Source organism: Rhodoblastus sp., assembly GCF_041915505.1.
Lineage (GTDB): Bacteria > Pseudomonadota > Alphaproteobacteria > Rhizobiales > Beijerinckiaceae > Rhodoblastus.
In genome coordinates this window covers 1-26,643 of sequence record NZ_JAYSBG010000004.1, presented here as the reverse complement: position 1 = coordinate 26,643, position 26,643 = coordinate 1, and the positions used below count along the sequence as shown (strand labels likewise).

The 26,643-nt window shown below is 65.6% G+C and carries 25 protein-coding genes; 17 read left to right on the top strand and 8 right to left on the bottom strand.

Annotation, left to right across the window (positions count from 1 at the left end):
- Positions 1 to 5: 5 nt before the first annotated feature.
- The 4 genes from ACE3S9_RS00690 (at position 6) to ACE3S9_RS00675 (ending at position 5,029) form a co-directional block, all read left to right on the top strand.
- Positions 6 to 1,106 (top strand): microcin C ABC transporter permease YejB, encoded by a 1,101-nt coding sequence (locus ACE3S9_RS00690; protein ID WP_374544499.1) that lies wholly within the window; start codon positions 6 to 8, stop codon positions 1,104 to 1,106.
- A complete protein-coding gene (locus tag ACE3S9_RS00685; RefSeq protein ID WP_374544509.1) occupies positions 1,064 to 2,203 on the top strand; it encodes an ABC transporter permease in 1,140 nt (379 codons plus the stop codon). The genes ACE3S9_RS00690 and ACE3S9_RS00685 overlap by 43 nt, the downstream gene beginning before the upstream one ends.
- A complete protein-coding gene (locus ACE3S9_RS00680; protein ID WP_374544498.1) occupies positions 2,203 to 3,873 on the top strand; it encodes an ABC transporter ATP-binding protein in 1,671 nt (556 codons plus the stop codon). Before ACE3S9_RS00685 ends, ACE3S9_RS00680 begins: the two co-directional genes overlap by 1 nt.
- 115 nt (positions 3,874 to 3,988) lie before the next feature.
- Complete coding sequence (locus ACE3S9_RS00675) at positions 3,989 to 5,029, top strand: patatin-like phospholipase family protein (RefSeq protein WP_374544497.1); 1,041 nt, start codon at positions 3,989 to 3,991, stop codon at positions 5,027 to 5,029.
- A gap of 6 nt (positions 5,030 to 5,035) precedes the next feature.
- On the opposite strand, the gene ACE3S9_RS00670 is transcribed toward ACE3S9_RS00675, so the two are convergent.
- A complete protein-coding gene (locus tag ACE3S9_RS00670; RefSeq protein ID WP_374544496.1) occupies positions 5,036 to 6,004 on the bottom strand; it encodes an SIS domain-containing protein in 969 nt (322 codons plus the stop codon).
- Between the two features lie 159 nt (positions 6,005 to 6,163).
- Between ACE3S9_RS00670 and ACE3S9_RS00665 the strand changes: the two genes are divergently transcribed.
- From ACE3S9_RS00665 to ACE3S9_RS00610, 12 genes are all read left to right on the top strand, one after another.
- Complete coding sequence (locus ACE3S9_RS00665; protein ID WP_374544495.1) at positions 6,164 to 6,523, top strand: MmcQ/YjbR family DNA-binding protein; 360 nt, start codon at positions 6,164 to 6,166, stop codon at positions 6,521 to 6,523.
- A gap of 9 nt (positions 6,524 to 6,532) precedes the next feature.
- Positions 6,533 to 7,081: a pyridoxamine 5'-phosphate oxidase family protein gene (locus ACE3S9_RS00660; protein ID WP_374544494.1), complete on the top strand. Its 549-nt coding sequence runs from the start codon at positions 6,533 to 6,535 to the stop codon at positions 7,079 to 7,081.
- A gap of 168 nt (positions 7,082 to 7,249) precedes the next feature.
- A complete protein-coding gene (gene rimP, locus ACE3S9_RS00655) occupies positions 7,250 to 8,047 on the top strand; it encodes a ribosome maturation factor RimP (RefSeq protein WP_374544493.1) in 798 nt (265 codons plus the stop codon).
- 21 nt (positions 8,048 to 8,068) lie between these two features.
- Positions 8,069 to 9,679, top strand: coding sequence for a transcription termination factor NusA (gene nusA, locus ACE3S9_RS00650; protein WP_374544492.1), 1,611 nt, complete (start codon positions 8,069 to 8,071; stop codon positions 9,677 to 9,679).
- A gap of 21 nt (positions 9,680 to 9,700) precedes the next feature.
- Positions 9,701 to 10,489 (top strand): RNA-binding protein, encoded by a 789-nt coding sequence (locus tag ACE3S9_RS00645; protein ID WP_374544491.1) that lies wholly within the window; start codon positions 9,701 to 9,703, stop codon positions 10,487 to 10,489.
- 5 nt (positions 10,490 to 10,494) lie between these two features.
- The gene (gene infB / locus ACE3S9_RS00640; RefSeq protein ID WP_374544508.1) at positions 10,495 to 13,191 is read left to right on the top strand and encodes a translation initiation factor IF-2; all 2,697 of its coding nucleotides are present in this window, start codon (positions 10,495 to 10,497) and stop codon (positions 13,189 to 13,191) included.
- Positions 13,192 to 13,342: 151 nt separating this feature from the next.
- Positions 13,343 to 13,765 carry a 30S ribosome-binding factor RbfA gene (rbfA, locus tag ACE3S9_RS00635; RefSeq protein ID WP_374544490.1) on the top strand — a complete coding sequence of 141 codons (423 nt, stop codon included), beginning with the start codon at positions 13,343 to 13,345 and terminating at the stop codon, positions 13,763 to 13,765.
- Entirely contained in the window at positions 13,762 to 14,667 is a 906-nt protein-coding gene (truB, locus tag ACE3S9_RS00630) for a tRNA pseudouridine(55) synthase TruB (RefSeq protein ID WP_374544489.1), read from the top strand. Before rbfA ends, truB begins: the two co-directional genes overlap by 4 nt.
- Before the next feature lie 156 nt (positions 14,668 to 14,823).
- The gene (gene rpsO, locus ACE3S9_RS00625) at positions 14,824 to 15,093 is read left to right on the top strand and encodes a 30S ribosomal protein S15 (protein ID WP_374544488.1); all 270 of its coding nucleotides are present in this window, start codon (positions 14,824 to 14,826) and stop codon (positions 15,091 to 15,093) included.
- 315 nt (positions 15,094 to 15,408) lie between these two features.
- On the top strand, positions 15,409 to 17,559 hold the full coding sequence (gene pnp, locus ACE3S9_RS00620; protein WP_374544487.1) for a polyribonucleotide nucleotidyltransferase: 2,151 nt from the start codon (positions 15,409 to 15,411) through the stop codon (positions 17,557 to 17,559).
- A gap of 109 nt (positions 17,560 to 17,668) precedes the next feature.
- Positions 17,669 to 18,940 carry a glycosyltransferase family 2 protein gene (locus tag ACE3S9_RS00615; protein WP_374544486.1) on the top strand — a complete coding sequence of 424 codons (1,272 nt, stop codon included), beginning with the start codon at positions 17,669 to 17,671 and terminating at the stop codon, positions 18,938 to 18,940.
- Between the two features lie 41 nt (positions 18,941 to 18,981).
- Positions 18,982 to 19,599: a class I SAM-dependent methyltransferase gene (locus ACE3S9_RS00610; protein WP_374544485.1), complete on the top strand. Its 618-nt coding sequence runs from the start codon at positions 18,982 to 18,984 to the stop codon at positions 19,597 to 19,599.
- 11 nt (positions 19,600 to 19,610) lie between these two features.
- Here the strand turns inward: ACE3S9_RS00610 and ACE3S9_RS00605 are convergent, their stop codons facing one another.
- The 5 genes from ACE3S9_RS00605 to fabA are packed head-to-tail and all read right to left on the bottom strand — an operon-like array spanning position 19,611 to position 24,500.
- Entirely contained in the window at positions 19,611 to 19,997 is a 387-nt protein-coding gene (locus ACE3S9_RS00605; protein ID WP_374544484.1) for a GtrA family protein, read from the bottom strand.
- Positions 19,990 to 21,825 (bottom strand): hypothetical protein, encoded by a 1,836-nt coding sequence (locus ACE3S9_RS00600; protein ID WP_374544483.1) that lies wholly within the window; start codon positions 21,823 to 21,825, stop codon positions 19,990 to 19,992. Before ACE3S9_RS00600 ends, ACE3S9_RS00605 begins: the two co-directional genes overlap by 8 nt.
- 47 nt (positions 21,826 to 21,872) lie before the next feature.
- Positions 21,873 to 22,691, bottom strand: a complete 819-nt coding sequence (gene fabI / locus ACE3S9_RS00595) for an enoyl-ACP reductase FabI (protein WP_374544482.1) — start codon at positions 22,689 to 22,691, stop codon at positions 21,873 to 21,875.
- Positions 22,692 to 22,705: 14 nt separating this feature from the next.
- Complete coding sequence (gene fabB, locus ACE3S9_RS00590; RefSeq protein WP_374544481.1) at positions 22,706 to 23,926, bottom strand: beta-ketoacyl-ACP synthase I; 1,221 nt, start codon at positions 23,924 to 23,926, stop codon at positions 22,706 to 22,708.
- 58 nt (positions 23,927 to 23,984) lie between these two features.
- On the bottom strand, positions 23,985 to 24,500 hold the full coding sequence (gene fabA / locus ACE3S9_RS00585) for a 3-hydroxyacyl-[acyl-carrier-protein] dehydratase FabA (protein ID WP_374544480.1): 516 nt from the start codon (positions 24,498 to 24,500) through the stop codon (positions 23,985 to 23,987).
- A gap of 278 nt (positions 24,501 to 24,778) precedes the next feature.
- On the opposite strand from fabA, the gene irrA reads away from it, so the two are divergent.
- The gene (gene irrA, locus ACE3S9_RS00580) at positions 24,779 to 25,300 is read left to right on the top strand and encodes an iron response transcriptional regulator IrrA (RefSeq protein ID WP_374544507.1); all 522 of its coding nucleotides are present in this window, start codon (positions 24,779 to 24,781) and stop codon (positions 25,298 to 25,300) included.
- A gap of 56 nt (positions 25,301 to 25,356) precedes the next feature.
- Here irrA and ACE3S9_RS00575 read toward each other — a convergent pair whose 3' ends face one another.
- Together ACE3S9_RS00575 and ACE3S9_RS00570 are read right to left on the bottom strand one after the other, a co-directional pair.
- Complete coding sequence (locus tag ACE3S9_RS00575; protein ID WP_374544479.1) at positions 25,357 to 26,142, bottom strand: DUF2076 domain-containing protein; 786 nt, start codon at positions 26,140 to 26,142, stop codon at positions 25,357 to 25,359.
- A gap of 127 nt (positions 26,143 to 26,269) precedes the next feature.
- A partial coding sequence (locus ACE3S9_RS00570) for a hypothetical protein (protein ID WP_374544478.1) occupies positions 26,270 to 26,643 on the bottom strand: 374 nt, incomplete at its 5' end.

The following is a 26,643-nucleotide window of genomic DNA, read 5'->3' as shown; positions in this document are numbered from 1 at the left end:
GCCTGATGGCCTTTTACATCCTGCGCCGCATCCTGCTGATGATCCCGACTCTGTTCGGGATATTGGCTTTGTCCTTCCTGATCGTGCAATTCGCCCCCGGCGGGCCGGTAGAACGCGTGCTGGCGCAGATGCAGGGTCAGGATTCCGGCGCGACGTCGCGTTTCGGCGGCGGCAACAGCACGATCGCGGCCGGGCGCGGCGGCGCGGCGAGCGAATTCTCAGGCAAATATCGCGGCGCGCAGGGGCTCGACCCCAAATTCATCGCCGAGCTTGAAAAGCAGTTCGGCTTCGACAAGCCGCCGCTCGAACGCTTCTGGCTGATGATCCGCAATTACGCCATGTTCGATTTCGGCCGGTCCTATTTCCGCGACGCCCCGGTGCTGTCGCTGATCAAGGAAAAGCTGCCGGTCTCGATGTCGCTCGGCCTGTGGATGACCTTGCTGTCCTACGCCATTTCGATTCCGCTGGGCATCGCCAAGGCGCGGCGCGAGGGCGAAGCCTTCGATATCTGGACCTCGGCGGTCATCATCATCGGCTACGCCATCCCGAGCTTCCTGTTCGCGATCCTGCTGATCGTGCTATTCGCCGGCGGCTCGTTCTGGCAGATTTTTCCGCTGCGCGGCCTGACCTCCGACAATTTCGCCGACCTGTCGCTGTTCGAGAAGGCCAAGGATTATCTTTGGCATATCGTGCTGCCGGTCTCGGCTTTGACGCTGGGCGCCTTCGCCACCACGACTTTCCTGACCAAGAACGCCTTCATCGACGAAATCCGCAAGCAATATGTCGTCACGGCGCGGATGAAGGGTCTGACCGAGCGGCGCGTGCTCTATGGCCATGTGTTCCGCAACGCTATGCTGATCGTGATTTCCGGCTTTCCCGGCGCCTTCATCTCGGCCTTTTTCACCGGCTCGCTGCTGATCGAGACGATCTTTTCGCTCGATGGCCTCGGCCTGTTGTCGTTCGAATCGACGCTCAACCGTGATTATCCGGTAGTGTTCGCCAATCTCTATATTTTCGCCTTGCTGGGCCTCGCCATCAATCTGCTCTCCGACCTGACCTATGCCTGGATCGATCCGCGCATCGATTTCGAGACGCGGGAGACCTGATTTTGGCGCTCTCTCCCATCAGTCGCCGCCGGTTCGAGGCCTTCAAGCGCAACCGGCGCGGCTTTTTCTCCTGCTGGATTTTCGTGATCGCCTTCGTGCTGTCGCTCGGCGCCGAATTCATCGCCAATGACAAGCCAATTCTCGTTTCCTACAAGGGCGAGCTGCTGTTCCCGACCTTCATCGATTATCCGGAGGAGAAATTCGGCGGCTTCCTCGCCGAGACGGATTATCGCGACCCTGTCATCTTCAAGGAGATCGAGGCGCATGGCTGGCTGCTGTGGCCGCCGATCCGCTATTCCTACAACACCCATAATCTGGCCCTGCCGACGCCGGCGCCCTCGCCGCCGACCTGGATGCTGACCGCCGAGCAATGCGCCCACGGCAAAACCTTCAGCGGCGAGCCGGCGCAGAAATGCAGCCAGATCGAATGGAACTGGCTGGGCACCGACGATCAGGGCCGCGACGTGGTGGCGCGCCTGATCTATGGCTTCCGCATTTCCGTCCTGTTCGGCCTGCTGCTCGCCGGCATTTCCTCGGTGGTCGGCGTCGCGGCCGGCGCGATCCAAGGCTATTTCGGCGGCTGGACCGACCTGCTGTTCCAGCGCTTCATCGAAATCTGGTCATCGCTGCCGAGCCTCTATCTGCTCATCATCCTCTCGGCCATCGTCACGCCGAGCTTTTCCGTGCTGCTGTTCATCCTGCTCGCGTTCTCATGGGTCAGCCTGGTCCACGTCGTGCGCGCCGAATTTTTACGGGCGCGCAATTTCGATTATGTGCGCGCGGCTCGGGCGCTGGGCCTGCCCGACCGCAAAATCATGATCAAACACGTGCTGCCCAACGCCATGGTGGCGACGCTGACTTTCCTGCCCTTCATCCTCAATTCCTCGATCACCACCTTGACCTCGCTCGACTTTCTTGGCTTCGGCCTGCCGCCCGGCTCGCCGTCGCTGGGAGAGCTGCTGTTGCAGGGCAAGAGCAATCTGCAGGCGCCCTGGCTCGGCCTGTCGGGCTTTTTCGTCATCGCGGCGACTTTGTCGCTGCTGGTCTTCACCGGCGAGGCCCTGCGCGACGCCTTCGATCCGCGGAAGGGCTTTTGATGGCCCCCGACGGAGCGGATGCGCCGCTGCTCGAAATCGACAATCTGAGCGTCGGCTTCGGCCCGACTGGGCGCGAATCGCTCGCGGTCGAAAACGCCTCGCTGCGACTGGAGCGCGGCAAGACGCTCGGGCTGGTCGGCGAATCCGGCTCCGGCAAATCGGTCACCGCTCTGTCGGTGGTGCGCCTGCTGGCGCCGGGCGCGAAAATTCTCGGCGGGTCCGTTCAATTTCAGGGTCGCGAATTGCTTGGCGCCAAGGAATCCGTGCTGCGCGATCTGCGCGGCTCGCGGATCGGCATGGTGTTTCAGGAGCCGATGACCTCGCTCAATCCCCTACATCGGATCGAGCGGCAGATCGGCGAAATTCTCGAAATCCACGGCATGGCCTCGCGCGAAAAACGCCGCGCCCGGACGCTGGAGCTGTTGCGCGAGGTCGGCCTGCAAAACGCCGAACAGAGGCTCGACGCCTTTCCGCACGAGCTTTCCGGCGGCCAGCGCCAACGCGTCATGATCGCCATGGCGCTCGCCAACCGGCCCGACCTGCTGATCGCCGACGAGCCCACCACCGCGCTCGACGTCACGGTTCAGGCGCAGATTTTGAAGCTTCTGCGCGATCTTCAGGCCCGCTATGGCATGGCGATCCTGTTCATCACCCACGATCTCGGCATCGTCCGCCGCATGGCCGACGAGGTGGCGGTGATGAAACAGGGCCGCGTGGTCGAGACGGGCGCGACCGAGCAGATCTTTGTCGCGCCGAAACACGATTACACCAAAATGCTGATCGCCGCCGAGCCCAAGGGCGCGCCGCCGCCCGCCGACCCGGACGCGCGCGAAGTGCTGGCGACGGACAATCTCCGCGTCTGGTTCCCGATCAAGAAAGGCTTCTTCGGCCGCGCCGCCGCTTATGTGAAGGCGGTGGACGGCGTTTCGGTCGCGCTGAAAAAGGGCCAGACTCTCGCATTGGTGGGTGAATCCGGCTCCGGCAAGACTACGCTCGGTCTCGCGCTGCTGCGTCTGATCCGCTCGCAGGGGCCGATCCTCTATCTCGGCCGCAATATCGACGGGCTGTCCGCGCGCGAGATGCGGCCGCTGCGCAAAGAGCTGCAGATCGTCTTCCAGGATCCCTATGGCTCGCTGTCGCCGCGGCTTTCGGTGATGGAAATCGTCGAGGAAGGGCTGTTGATTCAAGACAGGGGCCTGTCAGCGCCGGAGCGCCGGGCCGTGGTCGCCCGCGCGCTGGCCGACACCGGGCTCGATCCGGCGACCATGGACCGCTATCCGCACGAATTTTCCGGCGGCCAGCGCCAGCGCATCGCCATTGCCCGCGCTTTGGCGCTCGATCCCGAAATCATCGTGCTCGACGAGCCGACCTCGGCGCTCGACCGCTCGGTCCAGGCCCAGATCGTCGATCTCTTGCGCGACCTCCAGATCAAGCGCGGCCTGTCCTTCCTCTTCATCAGCCACGATCTGAAAGTGGTGAAGGCTTTGGCCTCGCAGGTCGCGGTCATGCGCGACGGCAAGATCGTGGAACAAGGTTCGGCGGCCGAAATTTTCGCCGCGCCGCGCGAAAAATATACGCAAGCGTTGTTCGCCGCGGCTTTCGATGTCGAGGCGACGGCGAACGCCAATGGCGACCAGAAGCCCGGCGAGTCGCCGTCATTGCCAGCTTAGCGAAGCAATGACGGCCCTTTCCCGGCTCTCGCATGCGGGACATGCTCCGCCCCGTCATTCGCTCGTAATCCGAAAACGGCAATGATCGCCGTTCGTCCGTTCGGATTTCGCGATCATGATCAAGCTCAATCTGGCCTTGCAGGGCGGCGGCGCCCATGGCGCCTTTACCTGGGGCGTGCTCGACCGTCTGCTTGAAGAAGAGGATATCGAGATTGCCGCGGTGAGCGGCACGTCGGCCGGGGCCATCAACGCCATTGTCGCGGTCGAAGGCATTCTTGAGGCCGGCAAGGCTTTCGCCCGCGAACAGCTCGACGATTTCTGGCGCGGCGTCGCCGAGGCCGGAAGCAAGAGTTCTCTTTTCCGGCCGCTGCCGTTCGCTTCCGACCCTCGCTACGACCTCACCCGATCGCCGCTCTATCTGTTCGGCGTCGGCATGATGCGGGCGTTTTCGCCCTACCAATTCAACCCGCGCAATTTCAATCCCTTGCGCGATCTGCTCGATCATTACATCCAGTACGAGCGGGTTCGCGACCAGAACAAGATCAAGCTCTTCATCAACACCACCCATGTCGCGACCGGCGCCCTGCGCATCTTTCGCGAATATGAACTCAATACCGACATCGTGCTGGCCTCGGCCACTTTGCCGCAATTGTTTCAGACGCCCCTTATCGACGGCGAAGGCTATTGGGACGGCGGCTATGTCGCCAATCCGGCGATCGAGCCGATGATCGAGGAAACCAATGTGCGCGACGTGCTGATCGTCCAGCTCAATCCGCTGATGCGCGAGGAAATTCCGACCACGCCGCAGGAAATTTTCGACCGGCTCAATGAAATCGTCTTCAACGCCAGCCTGCTCGCCGAACTGCGGCGGATCGACGAGCGCAACCGTCTCGTCGAGACGGGCGAATTATCCGCGGAAAGACATTCCATCATCCGCCTCCATCTGGTTCATGGCGATGGGGAGCTGTCGTCCTATGCGGGGTCGAGCCGGTTGCTCGCCGAGGCCGGTTTCCTCAATGAGCTCAAGGCGCTCGGCCGGTCGCGGATGGAGCGATTCCTGCGCCGCCACAAGCAGGAGATCGGTGTGAGATCAAGCTTCGATTACGGCCGAATGACAGCCAGCCGGTCGGGAAAGGCCGAGGTCGCTCCCGCGTGAGCGCGGTCAGGCCACGCCGGCGCGCAGCAGGTCGTGGATGTGCAGGATGCCGGCCGGCTTACCGGCGTCGAGGATGAACAGCACCGTGATCTTCTTGCGATTCATGATTTCCAGCGCCGAGGACGCCAAGGCGCCGAGCGGCGCGGTGAGCGGCGCGCGGGTCATGATCTCGCGCGGCTTCTGATCCTGCAAAAGCCCGTTCCAGTGACGGCGCAAATCGCCGTCAGTGATGATGCCGGCGAGCCGTCCCTCGGCGTCGACCAGCCCGACACAGCCGAGTCTCTTGCCGGTCATGGTGAGGATGACCTCGCCCATCCCGGCGCTTTCCGGCAGCAGCGGCATGTCGTCGCCGCCATGCATCAGATCGTCGACCTTGTGCAGCCGCGCGCCAAGCTTGCCGCCGGGATGGAACAGACGGAAATCCTGCGCGGAAAAGCCGCGATCCTCGATCAGCGCCACGGCCAAAGCATCGCCCAGCACGAGCTGGATGGTGGTGGAGGTAGTCGGCGCGAGGCCATTGGGGCAGGCCTCCTCGACCTGCGGCAGTTCGAGCAATATGTCGGCGGCGCGGCCGAGCGCGCTGTCGCGACGCGACGCGGCGGCGATCAGCGGAATGGCGAAGCGCTTGGCATATTCGATCAGATCGGCCAGTTCGGCCGTCTCGCCCGACCAGGAAAAGGCCAGCACCACATCGTCGGTGGTGACCATGCCGAGATCGCCATGGCTCGCCTCGGCCGGGTGCAGGAAAAAGGCGGGCGTGCCGGTCGAGGCCAGAGTCGCGGCGACCTTGCGCCCGATATGGCCGCTCTTGCCCATGCCGCTGACGATCACCCGCCCGCGCGAAGCCCGGATCGCCGCAATGGCCTGTTCCAGCGCCTCGCCCAAGGCGCCGTCAAGCGCGGCGCGCAGCCTGGCGACGCCGGCCTCTTCGATTTCGACGCTTTTCCGGGCGGCTTCGAGCGCGACGCGATTCATCGGGGCCTCTATCGTTCGAGGGCGCGATCCCTATAACATCGGAGCCGGAACGGCAAATCGAACCCCTTTGCCGATGCTGTCGGCAAAGGGAACTAGGAACGAATGTGACGCCGAGCTCGTGCGAGGGGCGCGCCGCGACCGCGTCGCGGCAAGAGGACAATGAACCACGACCAGTACAACGCCTTTTGCGCCGCTCTGCCCGCCACGACCCATGTCGTGCAATGGGGCGGCCATCATGTCTGGAAGATCGGCGGCAAGGTGTTTTGCATCGGTGGCGGGACGGAGGACGCGCCGGCTTATTCCTTCAAGGCGAGCGAGATCGCCTTCATGGTCCTGCCGGAACGCGCGGGATTTCGTCCCGCGCCCTATCTCGCCTCGCGGGGCCTGAAATGGATTCAGGCCCAAGGCCTCGAAGTCGACGGCGACGAATTGCGCGACCTGATCCAGGCGTCCTATCGTCTCGTGCTCGGCGGATTGAGCCGCAGGAAAAGACGAGACCTAGGTCTGGACGCGATGTGAGGGCGGACGATGGCGAAACGGCATGAGGGAATCGACGACAGGCTGCGGGCTTTCATCGAGGCGCAGAAGATCTTTTTCGTCGCCACCGCCGGGCCGGAAGGCCGGGTCAATCTCAGCCCCAAGGGCCTCGACGGCAGCTTCGCCGTGCTGGGGCCGAAAAGCGTCGCCTTTCTCAATCTCACCGGCAGCGGCAACGAAACCGCCGCCCATCTCCGGCTCAGCGACCGCATCACACTGATGTTCTGCGCCTTCGACGGTCCGCCGAACATCCTGCGGCTCTACGGAACAGGCCGGGCGATCGGCGTCGACGCGCCCAACTGGGAGGCGCTCGCCGCTCATTTCGGCGACCTTCCCGGCAAGAGGCAGATCGTCGCCGTCGAGGTCGAGGAAATCATCACCTCCTGCGGCTTCGGCGTGCCCTTGATGGATTTCGCCGGCCAGCGCGACACGCTGGTGAAATGGGCCGAGAAGAAAGGCGAGGATGGCATCCGCGCCTATTGGCGGGAGAAGAACGCGCTGAGTTTCGACGGGCTGCCGACCGGAATATTGGAGGGTTAGGCGCGTCATCGCCCTTGCGCGCGGGAGCGCTTTGACCTATATAGCGATCAGTCAACATCTTCGTCATGCCCGCGAGGGCTTAGCGGGAGTGGGGCCCTGGCGGGACCCGCTCTTTTTTGTTTTACCCGGCTTGCATAGCCCTCTTGCACAGCCCTTCGGACGAACCATTTGAACGACACGCAGGAACCGCCGCTTCAGACCCTTCAGGACATCGACGCGCCGCTCGACGAGCCGCGCTTTGTCGAGGAGAATGGCGTGGCCGCCCGCGTCGCGGCTTTGTCCGAACGCGTGCTCGTTTCGATGGGCTACCGGCTGGTCCGCGTGAAGATCATGTCGGGCCAGGGGACGACCGTTCAGATCATGGCGGAGCGGCCGGACGGGACCCTCACCATCGACGATTGCGAGGAAATCCACGACGCGCTGTCGCCGGTGATCGATGTCGAGGACCCGATCAAACAGGCCTATCGACTGGAGATTTCCTCGCCGGGCATCGACCGCCCGCTGGTGCGCGCGTCGGACTTCCGCCGCGCCATCGGCAAGGAGGCGCGGATCGAACTGGCCCACGCCCATGCGAGCGGCCGCAAGCGGTTTCGCGGACCGATCCGCGCCGTCGAGGGCGAAGGCCGCGATTGCGTCGTGATCATCGAGCGGGCCGACGCCGGCCCGGACGAGGACAAGACGCCGAAACTGATGCTGCGCGACCTCGACGAGGCCAAGTTGGTGCTGACCGAGGGGCTGATCCGCGAATCCCTGCGCGCCGCCAAGGCTTTGGCCCGCGGCGAGGGCGAAGCGGACAGCGAGGACGAGGCCGCGCCCGAGGCAAATGAAAAGCCGGCGCGGAAAAATTTCGGACCCGGCAAGGCTGCGCCGAAGGCGAAGCCCGTCATGCCGGCCGGCGTCCGGGCGCAATTCAAGAAAGGCGGCGGCGGAAAGACCCAAGCTTCGCGCCGTCCGACGACCAAATAAAGACCCGATAGGAGAAAACCCATGGCCGTCAGCGCCAACAGGCTGGAACTCTTGCAGATCGCCGACGCCGTCGCGCGCGACAAGTCGATCGACCGTTCGATCGTTCTTGCCTCGATGGCGGATGCGATGGCGAAAGCGGCGCGTTCCCGCTACGGCCAGGAGACGGAAATCCGCGTGGACATCGACCCGCGCACCGGCGACACCCGCTATTCGCGCCTGATGCTGGTGGTCGACCAGGTCGAGAACGACGCCACCCAGATTTTGCTCGCCGACGCCCGCAAGCGCAATCCGGCGGCGGAAGTCGGCGACTGGATCGCCGAGCCGCTGCCGCCGATCGATTTCGGCCGCATCGCCGCGCAATCGGCCAAGCAGGTCATCGTGCAGAAGGTGCGCGAAGCCGAGCGCGACCGCCAATATGAGGAATTCAAGGACCGCATCGGCGACATCATCAATGGCGTCGTCAAGCGCGTCGAATATGGCAATGTGATTGTCGATCTCGGCCGCGCCGAGGCGATCATCCGCCGCGACGAAATGATCCCGCGCGAATTGTTCCGCCCCGGCGACCGCGTTCGCGCCTATGTCTATGACGTGCGCCGCGAACAGCGCGGGCCGCAGATCTTCCTGTCGCGCACCCATCCGCAATTCATGTCCAAGCTGTTCCAGCAGGAAGTGCCGGAAATCTACGACGGCGTGATCGAGGTCAAATCCGTGGCGCGCGATCCGGGCTCCCGCGCGAAAATCGCCGTGACCTCGCGCGATTCCTCCATTGATCCCGTCGGCGCCTGCGTCGGCATGCGCGGCTCGCGCGTGCAGGCGGTGGTCAACGAGCTGCAGGGCGAGAAGATCGACATCATTCCCTGGTCGGCCGACGCCGCCACTTTCATCGTCAACGCGCTGCAGCCGGCGGAAGTCGTCAAGGTGGTGCTGGACGAGGATAGCGCGCGCATCGAGGTCGTCGTGCCGGACGACCAGCTTTCGCTGGCCATCGGCCGCCGCGGCCAGAACGTGCGCCTCGCCTCGCAGCTCACCGGCTGGGACATCGACATTCTGACCGAGGCCGAGGAATCCGAGCGCCGCCAGAAGGAATTCGTCGAGCGCACCCAGACCTTCATGCAGGCGCTGGACGTGGACGAGGTGGTCGGCCAGTTGCTGGCGTCCGAAGGCTTCCGCAGCGTCGACGAACTGGCCTATGTCGATGTGGGCGAAGTCGCCGCGATCGAGGGCTTTGACGCCGACACCGCCGAAGAGATCCAGAACCGCGCCCGCGAATATCTCGCCCGGATCGAGGCCGAGCAGGACGCCCGCCGCATCGAACTCGGCGTCGCCGACGAATTGCGCGAGGTCGAGGGCGTCACCACCGCCATGATGGTGAAATTCGGCGAGAACGAGGTGAAGACCGTCGAGGATCTGGCCGGCTGCGCCACCGACGATCTGGTCGGCTGGACCGAGAAGAAGAACGGCGAGACCATTCGCACGCCGGGCTTCCTGGACGGGCTGGAGGTGAGCCGCGACGAGGCCGAGGGCATCGTGATGCGCGCCCGCGTGAAGATGGGTTGGGTGGACGAGGCCGATCTCGTCGCGCCGGCGGCTGAAGAAGCCGGCGAAACCGAACAGGACGGCGAGTCCGCGTGATGCGCGGGCTTGCGGAAAGGCATGAAGGCTTTGGCGCTGGAGACGAAACAGGACCTTTGCGAACCGGCCGCCGCCCCCCTCGCGGGAGCGACGGCGCCGGAGCGCACCTGTCTGGTCACGCGCCAGCATCGCGCGCCTGACGAGCTGATCCGCTTCGTGCTGGGACCCGACCACGCGGTCGTTCCCGATCTCAAACGCAAATTGCCCGGGCGCGGCGTCTGGGTCGGCCTGTCGAAAGCGCTGGTCGCCCAGGCCGTGAAAAAGCAGCTTTTCGCGCGAGGCCTTCGCGACAAGGCGATCGCCGCGGCGGATCTGCCTGATCTGATCGAAACCCTGTTGCGGCGCGACGCGGCGCAGGGCCTGGCCCTCGCCAACAAGGCTGGCCTGATCACGACGGGTTTCGCCAAGGTCGAGGCGGCGATCGCCTCCGGCAAGGTGGCGGCGCTGATCCACGCCCGCGACGGCGCGGCGGACGGCAAGCGCAAAATGCGGCAGGCCTTGCGCCGCCGCTTCGGCGAAAACACGCCGCCGGACTTCGACATTCTGGCCGGGGAAGAGATGGATTCCGCGCTCGGGCGCGGCAATGTGGTTCACGCCGCGCTCGGACCCGGCGCCGCAGCGAAGGTTTTTCTCGCTTCCGCACGCCGACTTGCGTTATATCGCGGCGACGGCGAAACGGCGGCCTCCGACGGGGGGCCGGATTTGACACTGAATGAGGCTTTGGAGCAGGACCGCGCCGCCGATGACGCGAACGGTCCGGACTCCAATAAGCGAAATAAGCCAACGGGCGACATTTCCTGGGACGCATGAGCGATATGAACGATTCCAACAATTCCGGCGATAAAACTCTGACCGTGCAACCGACCAAGACCCTGTCGCTCAAGCGCCCGGTCGAGCAGGGCGTCGTGCGTCAGAGCTTTTCGCATGGCCGGACCAAGGCGGTCGTGGTGGAAAAGGTGAAGCGCCGCGCGCATGAGGCGCCCAAGGGACCGGCTCCGGCAGCCGCGCCCGCCGCCCCTGCCCCCGCCGCTCCGGTTCAGTCCGCCGCGCCCGCCAGTCGTCCGCCGGTCAAGCCGACCGCGCCGCGCCCGCAGACCGGCGTCGTGCTGCGCACCCTGACCGACGACGAGCGCGACGCCCGCGCCCGCGCCCTCAATGACGCCCGCCTGCGCGAAGACGAGGATCGCCGCCGCCAGGAGGCCGACGCCCGCGGCCGCGCCGAGCGCGAGGCCCGCGACCGCGCCGAGCGCGAAGCCGCCGAGACCCGCAAGAAGGAAGAAGAGACCCGTCTGGCGCGCGAGGCGGAAGCCAAGCGCAGGGCCGAGGATGAAGCCCGCCGCCGCCTGACCCCCGGCGCCGCGCCGGCCGCCCCGTCCGAGCCCGATCACGGCCTGTCGCTCGCGCCCGGCGGCAATACGCGCCGGCCGCAGCAGATCGTGTTCAACACGCCGAAGCCGGCCGCGCCCGCCGCCTCACCCACGGCGACGCCGGCCGCCGCCGAGGCCAGGCCCGCGTCTTCCACCGGCGCCGGCCCGTCGACGCTGCAGCCGCGCCGCCCCATTCTCCAGCCCAAGCTGGCTGTGCCCGCCCCCAAGCCGACGCGCGGCGGCGAAATGAAGAATCGCGGCCGCCTCACGGTGACCAGCGCCACCGCCGGCGGCGATGGCGAGGAGCGCACGCGTTCGGTCGCTGCCTTCCGCCGCCGCACCCAGCGCCTGAAGGGCGGCTATGAGCAGCCCAAGGAGCGTTTGGCGCGCGAAGTGGTGCTGCCCGAGACGATCACCATTCAGGAACTCGCCAACCGCATGTCGGAACGTGGCGTGGACGTCATCAAGCTGTTGATGCGCCAGGGCCAGATGCACAAGATCACCGATGTGATCGACGCCGACACCGCCGAGCTGATCGCCCAGGAACTCGGCCATACCGTGAAGCGCGTCGCCGAATCCGACGTCGAGGAAGGCCTGTTCGACACGCCGGACACCGACGAGCAGCTCGTCGCGCGTCCGCCGGTCGTCACCATCATGGGCCATGTCGACCACGGCAAGACCTCGCTGCTCGACGCCATCCGCCAGGCCAATGTGGTCTCCGGCGAGGCCGGCGGCATCACCCAGCATATCGGCGCCTATCAGGTGCAGTCGCCGCTCGGCGGCTATATCACCTTCATCGACACGCCCGGCCACGCCGCCTTCACCGCCATGCGCGCGCGCGGCGCCAAGGTCACCGACATCGTCGTCCTGGTGGTGGCGGCCGATGACGGCGTCATGCCGCAGACGATCGAGGCGATCAGCCACGCCAAGGCGGCGGGCGTGCCGCTCATCGTCGCCATCAACAAGATCGACAAGCCGGACGCCAAGCCCGAGCGCGTCCGCACCGAGCTGCTGCAATATGAAGTGCAGGTCGAAAGCCTCGGCGGCGACACGCTGGAAGTGGAAGTCTCCGCCAAGCAGAAGCTCAATCTCGAGAAGCTGCTCGAAGCCATCACGCTGCAGGCGGAAGTGCTCGACCTCAGGGCCAATCCCGACCGCTCGGCGGAAGGCACGGTCATCGAGGCGCGGCTCGACCGCGGCCGCGGCCCGGTGGCCACGGTGCTCGTCCAGCGCGGCACGCTTTCGGTCGGCAATATCATCGTCGCCGGCGCGCAATGGGGCCGCGTCCGCGCCCTGATCGACGACAAGGGCGCCAATTGCGTCCATGCCGGCCCGTCCTTCCCGGCGGAAGTGCTGGGCTTCAACGGCGCGCCCGAGGCCGGCGACCGCGTCGCGGTGGTCGAATCCGAGGCCCGCGCCCGCGAGATCACCGAATATCGCGAACGCCAAAAGCGCGATCAGGCCGCCGCCCGCGGCGGCTCGGGGCGCTCCTCGCTCGCCGACATGATGAGCCAGCTCAAGACCGCCGGCCGCAAGGAAGTGCCTTTGGTCATCAAGGGCGACGTGCAGGGTTCGGTCGAAGCCATTTGCGCGGCGCTGGAGAAGCTCGGCACCGACGAGGTCGCCGCGCGCGTCATTCATGCGGGCGTCGGCGGCATCAGCGAATCCGACGTCGCTTTGGCGGAAGCCTCCGGCGCGGTGGTCATCGGCTTCAACGTCCGCGCCCACAAGGAGGCGCGCGAGGCGTCCGAGAAGCTCGGCATCGAGATCCGCTATTACAACATCATCTACAATCTCGTGGACGATGTGAAAGCGGCCATGTCGGGCCTGCTGCCGCCGACCCTGCGCGAAACCATGCTCGGCAATGCCGAAATCCGCGAAGTCTTCACCATTACCAAGGTCGGCAAGGTTGCGGGCTGTCTCGTCACCGACGGCACGGTCGAGCGCGGCCAGCATGTCCACCTCATCCGCGACAATGTCGTCGTCCACGAAGGCAAGCTCTCGACGCTCAAGCGCTTCAAGGACGAGGTCAAGGACGTGGTCGCGGGCCAGGAATGCGGCATGGCCTTCGAGAACTACCAGGACATGCGGCAGGGCGACGTCATCGAGTGCTACCGCGTCGAGGAAATCAAGCGGAGTCTTTAATTCGTTGCCGACCCGCACGCGGGTCGGCGCCCCTCGCATCAGGCTCGGCGTCGCGTTCGCTCCTAGCCCCGCGCCATGCGGCGGGGCATTGCCCCTTCGCCAGTGAATCGAGCGCAGTTGTCGCGTGTTGGCGCGCGATCAAGAGGCAACAATGTCCAGAACACACCACAAGGGCGGCGAGCCGAGCCAGCGCATGCTGCGCGTGGCCGAACTGATCCGCCACGCCATGGCGCAATTGCTGTCGCGCGGCGAAATCAACGATCCTGATCTCGCCGGGCTGGTCGTCACCGTGCCCACGGTCAAGATGAGCCCCGATCTCAAGCTCGCCACCATTTACGTCATGCCGCTCGGCGGTCAGGCGCAGGAGCAGATTGTCGCCATTCTCGACCGCCACAAGAAATTTCTGCGCGGCGAGGTGGCGCATCGGGTCAATCTGAAATTTGCGCCCGAAATCCGCTTCAAGGTCGACGAATCCTTCTCCAACGCCGAAAAGATCGACGCTTTGCTGCATTCGCCGAAGGTGGCGCAGGATCTTGCGGAGCCGCCGCCCGACGAACCCGAGGAAGCGCCGTGAACGCGCCGCGCTCCACCCGCGTCGAGGTCAATGGCTGGGTCATTCTGGACAAGCCGGTCGGCATTACCTCGACCCAGGCCGTGTCGAAGCTCAAGCGCCTGTTCAACGCTAAGAAGGCCGGCCATGCCGGCACTTTGGACCCCCTCGCCTCGGGCGTGCTGCCGGTCGCCTTCGGCGAGGCCACCAAGACCGTGCCCTTCGTCCAGGATGGTGAAAAGGCCTATCGCTTCACCGTGCAATGGGGCGTCGAGACCGACACTGACGACACCGAGGGCCGTGCGGTCCAGACCAGCGACGCGCGCCCGGATCCCGCCGCGATCGTCGCTTTGCTGCCGCGCTTCACCGGCGAGATCATGCAGCAGCCGCCGGCTTTTTCGGCGATCAAAATCAATGGCGAACGCGCCTATGACCTTGCCCGTGACGGCGAGGCGGTCGATCTGGCGCCGCGCCCGATCACCGTCCACGCCCTGCGGCTGGTCGCCGCCGATGGCGATCAGGCCGTGCTGGAGGCCGAATGCGGCAAGGGCACCTATGTGCGCGCCATCGCCCGCGATCTCGGCCGCGCGCTCGGCTGCTACGGCCATGTCATCGCCTTGCGCCGCACCCGCGTCGGCCCGTTCATCGAGGACGAATCCGCGCCGCTGGGCGAATTACTCGAAACGCCCGAACAAGCCCATGAGGATCTGCTCGGCGTCGAGGCCGGCCTGTCCGAACTGCCCTGCATCCTGCTGGATCGCGCGGGAGCGGCGCGTGCGCGGCGCGGCCAGTCGGTGATTTTGCGCGGGCGCGACGCGCCGGCGGAAGGCGCGGCCTATGCGGTTTGCGCCGGCGTGGTGATCGCCTCCGGCCTGGTCGAGCGCGGCGAATTCCTGCCCAACCGCGTGTTCAACCTGCCGTTTTGAGCGCCCCTTTCTCCGGGGCTGGCCCCGCCAAAAATTTCGTGTATAACCCCCACTTCGCCGCCGGCACGCGCTTGCGGCGACGTTGGCGCTTGACCGCCCTGGACGACATCCCGGAGCGGCCCCGCGCCCAACGCCTCAACCAAGAAAGGACATGAGATGTCGATCACGGCCGAGCGCAAGAGCGCGCTCATTCAGGAATACGCCACCAAGGCGGGCGATACCGGTTCGCCGGAAGTTCAGGTCGCCATTCTGACCGAACGGATCACCAATCTGACCGGCCATTTCAAGACGCATGTGAAGGACAATCACTCGCGTCGCGGCCTGCTCAAGCTGGTTTCGCTGCGTCGTCAGCTTCTCGACTACGTCAAGAAGAACGACGAAGCCCGCTACAAGACGCTGATCCAGCGTCTCGGCATCCGCCGTTAATTTCTGCCGCGGCCAGCTCGCCTGGCCGCGCTTTTTTTAATCTCGTGCGGGAACCGCGCGAAAAAGCGACCGGCGGCAGGGGCCGCCCGTCGAGCCGGACGAAGCGTTCGGGCCATGGCAGGATTGTCAGACGCCGTTGCAGGCGACGTCTCGCCGTCTTGCCCATGGTGGAGCGCTTCGGTTTTTAACCGGCCTTTGGTCCGACCGGTCGGAACAAAGGCGCCCGGCGGCACGCGCCGCCGCCGCGCCCATGAGCGCGGACGCCATCCTCCACAGGTCGTGGCCGATGGCGTTGATTCATGAAAGACGAAAAGAATGTTCGAGATTCATCGCGAGGAAATCGACTGGTGCGGGCGCAAGCTCACGCTGGAGACCGGCCGCATCGCCCGCCAGGCTGACGGCGCTGTTTTCGCCTCCTATGGCGAGACCACCGTGCTGGCCACCGTCGTTTCGGCCAAGGCCCCGAAGCCCGGCCAGGATTTCTTCCCCCTCACCGTCAATTATCAGGAAAAGGCCTTCGCGGCCGGCCGCATTCCCGGCGGCTATTTCAAGCGCGAGGGCCGTCCCTCCGAGCGCGAGACACTGCTTTCGCGCCTGATCGACCGTCCGATCCGCCCCTTGTTCCCGGACGGCTATCGCAACGACACCCAGGTCATCGTCACGGTGCTGAGCCATGACATGGAAAATGATCCGGACGTGCTGGCGATGGTCGCCGCCTCCGCCGCGCTGACCATCTCGGGCATCCCCTTCATGGGCCCGGTCGGCGGCGCCCGCGTCGGCTACGTCAATGGCGAAATCAAGGTCAACCCGACTATCGACGAGGCCAAGACCTCGGAGCTCGACCTGTTCGTCGCCGGCACCGCCGACGCCGTGCTGATGGTCGAATCCGAGGCCCGCGAGCTTCCGGAAGAAACCATGCTCGCCGCCGTGATGGCCGGCCATGCCGGCTTCCAGCCGGTGATCGAGGCCATCATCCGTCTTGCCGAACGCGCCGCCAAGGAGCCGCGCGATCTCGTCATCGTCGACAAGAGCGCCGTTGAAAAGGCGGTTTCCGACGTCGCCGAGGCCGAACTGCGCGAAGCCTACAAGATCACCGCCAAGCAGCAGCGCTACGCCGCTGTCGACGCGGTGAAGGCCAAGGTCAACGCCGCTTTGTTCCCGGAAGGCGGCGAGGCCAAGTTCGACAAGCAGCAGGTCTCGGAAGTGTTCCATGACCTGCAAGCCAAGGTCGTGCGCTGGAACATTCTCGACACCCATATCCGCATCGACGGCCGTGACCTGCAGACGGTGCGCCCGATCCTGGCGCAGGTCGGCGTACTGCCGCGCACCCATGGCTCGGCGGTGTTCACCCGCGGCGAGACCCAGGCTCTGGTCGTCGCCACGCTGGGCACCGGCGAGGACGAGCAGTTCATCGATTCGCTGGAAGGCACCTATAAGGAAAACTTCCTGCTGCACTACAACTTCCCGCCCTATTCCGTGGGCGAGACGGGCCGCATGGGCTCGCCGGGCCGCCGTGAAATCGGCCACGGCAAGCTCGCCTGGCGCGCCATCCATCCGATGCTGCCGACGGCGGCCGAATTCCCCTATACGATCCGCGTCGTGTCGGAGATCACCGAGTCCAACGGCTCCTCGTCGATGGCCACGGTCTGCGGCTCCTCGCTGGCGCTGATGGACGCCGGCGTGCCGCTAAAGCGTCCGACTGCCGGCATCGCCATGGGCCTGATCCTGGAAGGCGAGCGCTTTGCGGTCCTGTCCGACATTCTCGGCGACGAGGACCATCTCGGCGACATGGACTTCAAGGTGGCCGGCACCGAGCATGGCGTCACCTCGCTTCAGATGGACATCAAGATCGCCGGCATCACCGAGGAGATCATGAAGGTCGCGCTCGCCCAGGCGAAGGACGGCCGTCTGCACATTCTCGGCGAAATGGCCAAGGCGCTCACCAACGCCCGCGCGGAACTGGGCGAATTCGCCCCGCGCATCGAGACCATGAAGATCCCGACCGACAAGATCCGCGAAGTGATCGGCTCGGGCGGCAAGGTGATCCGCGAGATCGTCGAAAAGACCGGCGCCAAGATCAATATCGAGGACGACGGCACGGTGAAGATCGCCTCCAGCGACGGCAATTCGATCAAGGCCGCCATCAACTGGATCAAGTCGATCGCTTCCGATCCGGAAGTCGGCCAGATTTATGAAGGCACGGTCGTCAAGACCACCGATTTCGGCGCCTTCGTGAATTTCTTCGGCGCCAAGGACGGCCTGGTCCACATCTCGCAGCTCTCCAGCCAGCGCGTCGCCAAGACCACCGACGTGGTCAAGGAAGGCGACAAGGTAAAGGTCAAGCTGCTCGGCTTCGACGATCGCGGCAAGGTCCGCCTGTCGATGCGCGTTGTCGACCAGCAGACCGGCGAAGACCTCGAAGCCAAAGCCAAAGCCAAAGCCGAAGCGGCCGAAGAACAAGCCTGACGTCCAGCGCCATTTCAAAGCATTGAAGGGCGGCCCATGTGGCCGCCCTTCTTTATGGAATCTCAATGACCTTGCGCGACTATCGCTGCCGTTTTCGCAGGGATGGGTCATGCACGAGCTGGAAATTCACGCCATCAACGAGACGTCCGGCCGCGCCCCCGACGTCTCCATCGTCATGCCCTGCCTCAATGAGGCGGAGAGTCTGGCCCATTGCATCGCCAACGCCCGCGAGGCGCTCGCGCTCATGCGCCGCGACCTCGGCCTGTCCGGCGAAATTGTGATCGCCGACAATGGCAGCACGGATGGCAGCCAGCTCATCGCCCGCGCCCTCGGCGTTCGCGTGGTCGACGTCCCGGCGCGCGGCTATGGCGCGGCGCTGATCGGCGGCTTTTCCGACGCCTCCGGCCGCTATCTGGTGATGGGCGATTGTGACGGCTCCTATGATTTCCGCGAGGCGGTCGGCCTCGTCCGCCTGTTGCGCGACGGCGCCGATCTCGCCATGGGCTCGCGCTTCCGGGGCGGTATCGCACCCGGCGCCATGCCATGGAAGAACCGCCATATCGGCAATCCCGTCCTCACCGGCATTCTGAACCTCTTCTTCGGGGCCGGCGTCAGCGACGCCCATTGCGGCCTGCGCGCCCTCACCAAGAATTGTTTCTTGCGCCTCGGCCTGACGGGCTCCGGCATGGAATTCGCCAGCGAGATGATCATCAAGGCGGCGCTGAAGGAGCGGGCGATCGCGGAGGCACCGGCGACTCTCTCACCCGACATCCGCGACCGGCCGCCGCATCTGCGGCCCTGGCGCGACGGCTGGCGCCATTTGCGCTATCTGCTGATGCTCAGCCCGGCCTGGGCCTTCGCGGTTCCCGGCGCCCTCGCCGCCGTCGCCGCCTTGTTCATCTTGGCCATGGCCGGCGCGGCCTGGGCCCGCGGCTCCTGGGAGACCGCCTTTTTCGGCAATTATTGGGTGGTCCTCGCCGGCTCGCTGCTCGGCATGTCGCACACCGCCGCTTTGTTCGCCGCCTCCACCCATCTCTATGGCGTGCGCGCCGGCTATCGGAAACCGTTAAGAGCCGAGAACCGGCTGACCCGCTGGATCTCGCTCGAAACCATGCTGCTTTCGGGCGTCGTTTTGTTCCTGCTCGGCCTCGCTTTGCTGACCAGCGTGCTGTTCTATTGGCAGAATCACAATTTCGACGGGATCCGCAACGTCCTGCCCGCGGTGCTCGGTTCGACGCTGATGGTCGTCGGCGCACAAAACGCGCTCGGCGGCTTTCTGCTTGCTAGCGGCGCCGGGAATGAGGCTGCCTTCCTGAAGCCCGCGGCGCGACAAACATCCGCACCGGTGCGGAACGACGCACCCGAACGCATCGCCTCCTGAGGCCCGACACGACCCATCTCGAACCGCCTGGAGGACATTCCATGCTGGCCGCCATGAAGACCAATTTCAACTGCATCCATCAGGCTACGATCATGAACCGGCGCGTTCGCGTCCTCGCCAGGCATGTGGCTGAAGAATTGCAGGCCGGCGGCAGCGTTCTCGACGTCGGCTGCGGCGACGGAACGATCGCCCAGTCCGTCATGGCGTTGAACCCATCGCTGCGCTACCAGGGCATCGACGTCTTCCTGCGGCCGCGCGTCGCCATTCCGGCGGCCGCCTATGACGGAGCGACGATCCCCTTCCGCGACGGCGCCTTCGACTGGGTGACGATCGTCGATGTCCTGCACCATACCGACGATCCCGGCCGCGTCCTGGGCGAATGTCTCCGCGTCGCGCGCAACGGCGTAGTGGTGAAGGACCATTTGCGCGAGGGTTTCGCCGCCGACGCGACTTTGCGCTTCATGGACTGGGTTGGGAATCGAGGCCATGGCGTGCGCCTGCCGTATAATTATCTCTCGGCCGAAGAATGGCGCGCTATCATCTCCGCCAATGGCGCCTATCGGGCGAGCTGGAAAACCGCGCTTGGCCTCTATCCCCCGCCTTTTTCGCTGGCATTCGATCGCGGCCTGCATTTCGTCGGCACGATCCGCAAAGGCTGATCAGTCCTGCCTCAGGCGCGCGAGGCGAAAGTCCAGAATTTCAACAAGATGAAATTCAGCCCGGAGATCCCGGCGACGACGGCTGCGAAAAAGACGAGCGGCTGGCCCGAAGCGAATTTCGGCGCGAGTAGGGGCAGGAAGACCGCCAGGTTTAAGCCCAGCGCTTGCGTCGCAACGTAGCGCGGGAACGCCTCGCTATGCGCCCGATTCGACCGGAACGTGACGCGACGCTGCGTCCAATAGACCACGGGAATCAAAACCGCATAGCAGAAGGCGCTGGCGATCCAGGGCGCCACGCCGGCGCGCGTCATCAGCGCCGCCAGCGCGGCATAGGCCACTGCCGCCGCGCCGCCGACGCCGAGGAAACGGAGCGTCAGCCGTAGGCCGTCCTCAGCCATTCGGCGGCCTGACCTCGAAAACATGCATTACGGCGTCCTTTGCCGTCAGCTCGCGCAGCCAATTCGGCGCCTTGCCCTCCTCAAGCTGCGCGGCCAAACCGCTCGGCGACAGATATTTCCACCAATAGGCGTCGCCAGGCGTTGCCCAGCACAGCAAGATATATTTGGCGCCCGCATGGCGCGCGAGCGATTCGGCCTGGGCTGGCTCGGCGCGGAAAATATCGATCACAGCACGGTTGCCATGTTCGCCACGATGGTAGCCCGCCGCCACCACGCTCAAACTCGTATGGGCGAGCAGATAGGCTCCCGATTGCAGCGGGGCCACGGCCAGCCCGGGCGGCATTCCGGCGAGCGGCTCGTAACTGATCGAATCGAGACAGGGATCGGGGCGTTTCCACGCGGCGTCGAGCAGGCGGTCGGCGTCGAGTGGCTGCGGCAGGTCCGGCATGGCGATCGCGACGCCAAAAGCCGAGAGAGCGAAAAGCAAAAGGAACGAGAGGACGCCGGCCACGATCGCGCTGCGGGAGGCGAGTCTGTCGCGCACGAACAAGGCCGGCGCAAGCAGGCCCATGGCGGCGAGTGGCATAGTCGAGGAGAAGACGCGCAGGCAGAGCGAACCGGCGACCACGCCCGTCGCCACGACCGCCAGGAGGAAAAACCAGCGCGCCCGCGCCAGCCCGCGTGACGTGACGACGCCGAATAGCGCGCCCGCGAGGCCGATCAGAATCGGGATCGTGGTCAGCAGCGCCGCCCCCGGCGATCCGGCGAGATCCTGCCAAATGGTCTGATTTTCAGCGATGCGATCGATCCACAGGCTCTTCAGCAAAGGATCGACCTCGGAATAAGGCGGGCGCAGACAGTCCGGCCAAAGCAGCGCCAGCATCGCCGCGACGCCGGCGCCCAGGACGCCGAGGGCGAGGAATCGCGCGACGCGGCTCGCTTTTCCCGAAAAAGACAGAACGCCATAGGCGACCGACCCGCCGAGGGTGGAGACCATCCACGGCGCGGAAAGAGCGTCGCAAGCGGGAACCAGCCAGCGCGACACGCCGACAGTCAGAACGAAGACGACGACGAGCGTAAACCCAAGACCCGCGGCGAAGGAGAGCAGCATCGGGCGCGCGTCCTCGCCGCGCCAGGCGAAGACGAGACCGGGCGGCGCTGCGATCAACACGAAAAAGGGCATGTTTTCCAGCCCAATCCCGAGCGAGACCGCGATGCAGCCGCCGGACAGCGCCGCCCAGCGGCCTTCCGCGGGATCGAGGGCCCGGGCGAGCGCGGCGACGGAAAAGAACAGCAAAGTGATCTGTGGCGCGTGATGATCGACGCGGCCGGGCGGAAATTGCCAGAACATCACGCCGCACAGCAGGACCGCGAGGACGCCATAGGCCCGCGCCGACGCATCCGCGAAGATTCGCGCGGCCCAGGCGCCGCCGGCGAGCAAGACAGCCAGAACGCCGGTCGGAAAGGCGATGCGCGCCGCGCGTTCCGCTTGTTCCGGCGCCAGGAACAACCCGAACAGCTTCAGCAGCAGAACGAGCGGAATATCGACGATGCGCGACCAGTGCAGCGCGACCGCCTGCGGCGGATCGAGCCGGTATTGCGTCATGTCGTACCAGTGCTGGCCGGCGACCAGATCGCGCACCTGCGCCATGCGCATGGCGTCGTCGGTGTCGTAGAAGCCGCCGCCGGTCCAGACCTCGAAGAGGCGCTGATCCTGCAGGAAGAGCGAAAGCGCCAGCGCGCCGACCACCCAGCCGGCCTGGACGAGAATATCACGTCCCGCCGCGACACGGTCCGGGACGGAGGGGAGAGAGAGGCTCTGCGACATGAGCCAGCCTTACCCGGAAAGGTTTAAGCCCCGCTTACACAGCCGCTTCATTCGCCGTCGGTCTTCAGACTGCCCGGCTGCGGCATGGAGATGATGTTGTAGCCGGCGTCGACGAAATGCACCTCGCCGGTGACGCCGGAGGCCAAGTCCGACAGCAGGTAAAGCGCCGAGCCGCCGACGTCCTCGATGGTCACGGTGCGGCGCAGGGGCGCGTGAGCCTTCTGGAAATTGAACATGAAGCGCGCGTCGGCGATACCGGCGCCGGCGAGCGTGCGGATCGGGCCGGCAGAAATGGCGTTGACGCGGATGGCCTGCGCGCCGAGATCGGCGGCGAGATAGCGCACGCTCGCCTCCAGCGCCGCCTTGGCCACGCCCATCACATTGTAATTGGGCATGACGCGGGTCGAGCCGCCATAGGTCAGCGTGAGCAGCGAACCGCCGTTCGGCATCAGCTTTTGCGCGCGTTGGGCGATTTCCGTGAAGGAAAAAGCCGAAATGACCATGGTGCGCGAGAAGTTCTCGCGCGTGGTGGCGTCGACATAGCGGCCTTTCAGCTCGTTCTTGTCGGAAAAGCCGATGGCGTGGACGACGAAATCCAGCGTCCCCCAGCTCTGCTCCAGTTGCGCGAAAACCGCGTCGACGCTGGCGAGATCCTCGACGTCGCAGGGCAGCAGCACGGTCGAGCCGAGGCTGTCCGCCAAAGGCTTCACCCGCTTGCCGAGCGCCTCGCCCTGATAAGTGAAGGCGAGTTCCGCGCCCTCGGCGGCGACCGCCTGGGCGATGCCCCAGGCGATGGAATGATTGTTGGCGACGCCCATGATGAGGCCGCGCTTGCCCGACATCAGGCCCTTGGCGGAGGTGGTCATGCGGAAACTTTCGGTCAGGCGTCGATATGTTTGAAGATCAGCGTCGCATTGGTGCCGCCGAATCCGAAGGAATTGGACAGGACCACGCCGAGTTGCTGGCCATCCTGGCGCTGGCGCAGGATATTCATATCGGCGAAGGCCGGGTCGAGATTGTTAATATTGGCGCTTTCGCAAATAAAATTATTCTGCTGCATCAAGAGCGAATAGATCGCCTCCTGCACGCCGGCGGCGCCCAGCGAATGGCCGGTGAGCGATTTGGTGGCGGCGATCGGCGGGCATTTGTCGGCGCCGAACACCGCGCGGATCGCCTCGATCTCCTTGAGATCGCCGACCGGCGTCGAAGTCGCGTGCGGATTGATATAGTCGATCGGAAGCTTGCAGGTTTCGAGCGCCATGCGCATGCAGCGCTCGGCGCCCTCGCCCGAAGGCGCCACCATGTCGTGACCGTCCGAGGTCAGGCCATAGCCGGCCAGTTCGGCGTAGATCTTGGCGCCGCGCGCCTTGGCGCGCTCATATTCCTCCAGCACCACCACGCCGGCGCCGCCGGCGATGACGAAGCCGTCGCGATCGACGTCATAGGCGCGCGAGGCGACAGCGGGCGTATCGTTATAGGAGGACGACATCGCGCCCATGGCGTCGAACAGGACGGAGAGCGTCCAGTCCAGCTCCTCGCAGCCGCCGGCGAACATCACGTCCTGCTTGCCATATTGGATCATTTCGGCGGCGTTGCCGATGCAATGGGCCGAGGTGGAGCAGGCCGAAGAAATCGAATAATTCACGCCCTTGATCTTGAACCAGGTCGCCAGCGTCGCCGAGGCGGTCGAGGACATCGCCTTGGGCACCGCGAAGGGACCGACGCGCTTGGGGCCCTTGGTGCGGGTGATATCGGCCGATTCGACGATGGTGCGGGTCGAGGGGCCGCCCGAGCCCATGATGATTCCGGTGCGCGGATTGGCGACGTCGCCCGCCTCCAGGCCCGCATCGGCGATGGCCTGATCCATGGCGACGTGATTCCAGGCGGTGCCCATGGCGTGGAAGCGCATGGCGCGGCGGTCGACCAGTTTTTCGGGATCGAGCGTCGGCGCGCCATGGACCTGGCAGCGGAAACCCAGCTCCGCATATTTGTCGGCGCGGACGATGCCTGACCGCGCCGCGCGCAAAGAGGCCGTGACCTCCTCAGCGTTATTGCCGATCGACGAAACAATGCCGATGCCGGTGACGACGACGCGCCTCATGATATCAACTCCTTGATGGGCGGACGGCTCTTCTCGCGGGGCCGCCTCGAAAGCGGCCTCAGGCGCCAACGGGCTGGAACAGCCCCACGCGCATGTCCTTGACCTCATAGATGCGCTTGCCGTCGGCTTCGAGCCAGCCGTCGGCGATGCCGAGCTTGAGCTTGCCCTTCATCACGCGCTTGAAATCGACGCCATAGACGACTTTTTTGACCGTCGGCAACACCTGATCGGAAAATTTCACCTCGCCGACGCCGAGCGCGCGGCCGCGGCCGGGCAGGCCGAGCCAGCCGAGGAAAAATCCGGTGAGCTGCCACAAAGCGTCAAGGCCGAGGCAGCCCGGCATGACGGGATCGCCCTGGAAATGGCAGCCGAAAAACCACAGGTCCGGCTTGACGTCGAATTCGGCGCGAATGACGCCTTTGCCATGGGCGCCGCCCTCCTCGCCGATCTCCACGATGCGGTCGAACATCAGCATGGGCGGCAGGGGCAATTGGGCGTTGCCCGGTCCGAAAAGCTCGCCGCGACCGCAGGCCAGAAGATCTTCGTAAGCGAAACTGGAGCGTCTCTCGCCCATATGGGACATTTCCCCTGTTCGGCCCTGATCGGGCCTGTGTTGACGTGACGCCGCGCGGCGACGCTTGCTTATGAAACGCGCCTTCTAGCACAGCCTTCCGAGGGCCGAAAGCCGCGTCAAAAGACCAATGGCCCGATGCGGATCGCCGAAGCGGCGCGCCGTCGCGACGATATTGCCGCCCCCGCCGCAAAAGTCTATATGTGGCGGTCGCACAAGGAGCGCGGTCAGAAAAACGACCCGGACAATCACCGTCCGCGCGGAGCGGAAAGGCCGTCGTGATGGAGAAAAGGGAAAGCGCGTCTCGCGCCCGCCGGACGTCCGATCGCGCGACGAAAGGTCGCGACACGGTCTATGCGACCACCATCGCCGCCGCGGATCTCAGCGGCTGTCCGCTGCATGACCTGAAACGCAAGCTGAACGATGCCGGCCTGCGCCCGACGCGGCAGCGGCTGCGCCTCGGCTGGCTGCTGTTCGGCGGCGGCGACCGCCATGTCACGGCTGAGCGGCTGTTCGAGGAGGCCCATGCGGCGCGCGCGCCGATCTCGCTGGCGACCGTCTACAACACGCTCAACCAGTTCACCTCGGCGGGCCTGCTCAAGGAAGTGTCGGTCGACGGCGCCAGAACCTATTTCGACACCAATCTCGCCGATCACCAGCATTTCCTGACCGAGGACGACACCCATCTGCTGGTCGACCTGCCCAAGGAGCTGATCGACTTCAGCCGCCTGCCCGAGCCGCCGGAAGGCATGGAGATCGCCCGCGTCGACGTGGTGATCCGCCTGCGCCGCAAGGCTTCGTGAGCCAATAAAAAGCCCGCCCAACCTTGCGGCGGGCGGGCTGATCGGGCGGCGCCGGCTCAGACGTCCGAGCTGTAGTCGTCGTCGCCGGAAAAGTCGTCGTCCCCCGAGAAATCGGCGTCCGAAAGGCCAAGATCGTTGTTCGACGAATCGGACTGCGAGGCGTTCTGGTCCTTGTTCGGCGTATCGAAGAAATTATTGACGATGGTCTCGCCGCCGCCGAGGGCCGAATTGCCGAGACCACCGCCGAGCCCGCCGAGCGCCGAGCCGCTGTCGCCGCCGAACAGGCCGGCGCCGCCGCCATGACCGCCGCCGCTAAACAGGCCGCGCAGCGAATCGGCGAGCAGCACGCCGCCCGCGACGCCGGCGGCCGCGCCCAGCGCGTTACGAAGGAAGCCGCCGCCTTGCGGCTGTTGCGGGGCGCCGCCCCAGGGGGAAGGGCCGCCCGCCGGACCGGCCTGCGGATAGCCCGCCTGCTGGGGCGGAGGCGCATAGGACGGTTGCTGCGGCGCCGCGCCCCACGGACTGGGGGCCGGCTGCGGCGCGGGGCGCTGTCCGCCGCCAAACAAGCCGCCCAAGAAACCACCGCCCGCGCCTTGCTGGGCGGACTGGGCCTGGGCCTGAAGCTGGCCGATCTGGGCCTGCAGCTCCTGAATCCTCTGGTCGGCCCCGCGAAGGGCCTGCTCCTGCACGATCACGGCCTGCGCCAGCAGATAGGGCGCATAGGGCTGGGCGCGCACGGCGTCGGCGATAAACGTCTCGGCGTCGCGATCGCGCGGCGTCGCCGCCTGGCCGCGGACGCGTTCGAACAGGTCTGAGAGCAGTTGACGTTCTTCGGGCGACATCGCGCGACTCCTCTGGCGCATTTCCTTTGGCGTACGGCGCGGCGCGAAACCGTTTCGCAACGGCCGGACGCCCGGAATATGGGCGGCGGGCGCGGCGATGGAAAGGCGGCGGCAGATGAAATTTCCGTCATGTTTCGCCGAAAAACCCAGAAAAGCCGTTGATCAAGCACAGGGCCGCAAAAAGGCCACAGAATGGGAGAATTTGCGGGCGGACCTGCAAAAAACTTGGCAAACCCGGCCGCATCGTTCTTAAAGGGACGGCGGTGGCTGAAGGAATTTTGATCATGAGGCGCGCGACGAAGATCCTGGCCCTTGTCTCGGCGACGGCGCTCTGCGCCGCGCCGCTGGCCGTCCACGCGCAAAATCCGCTTTCGCCCGATCCGATCGCCAGCCAGCCGGCTACGCCCGCCGCGCCTGCGCCAGCCGCCAAGCCCGCCGCGCCGGCCGCGATCGAATCCGCCCCGCTGCCGGCCCCTATGGCGGCGCCCGCCGCGCCTGCCG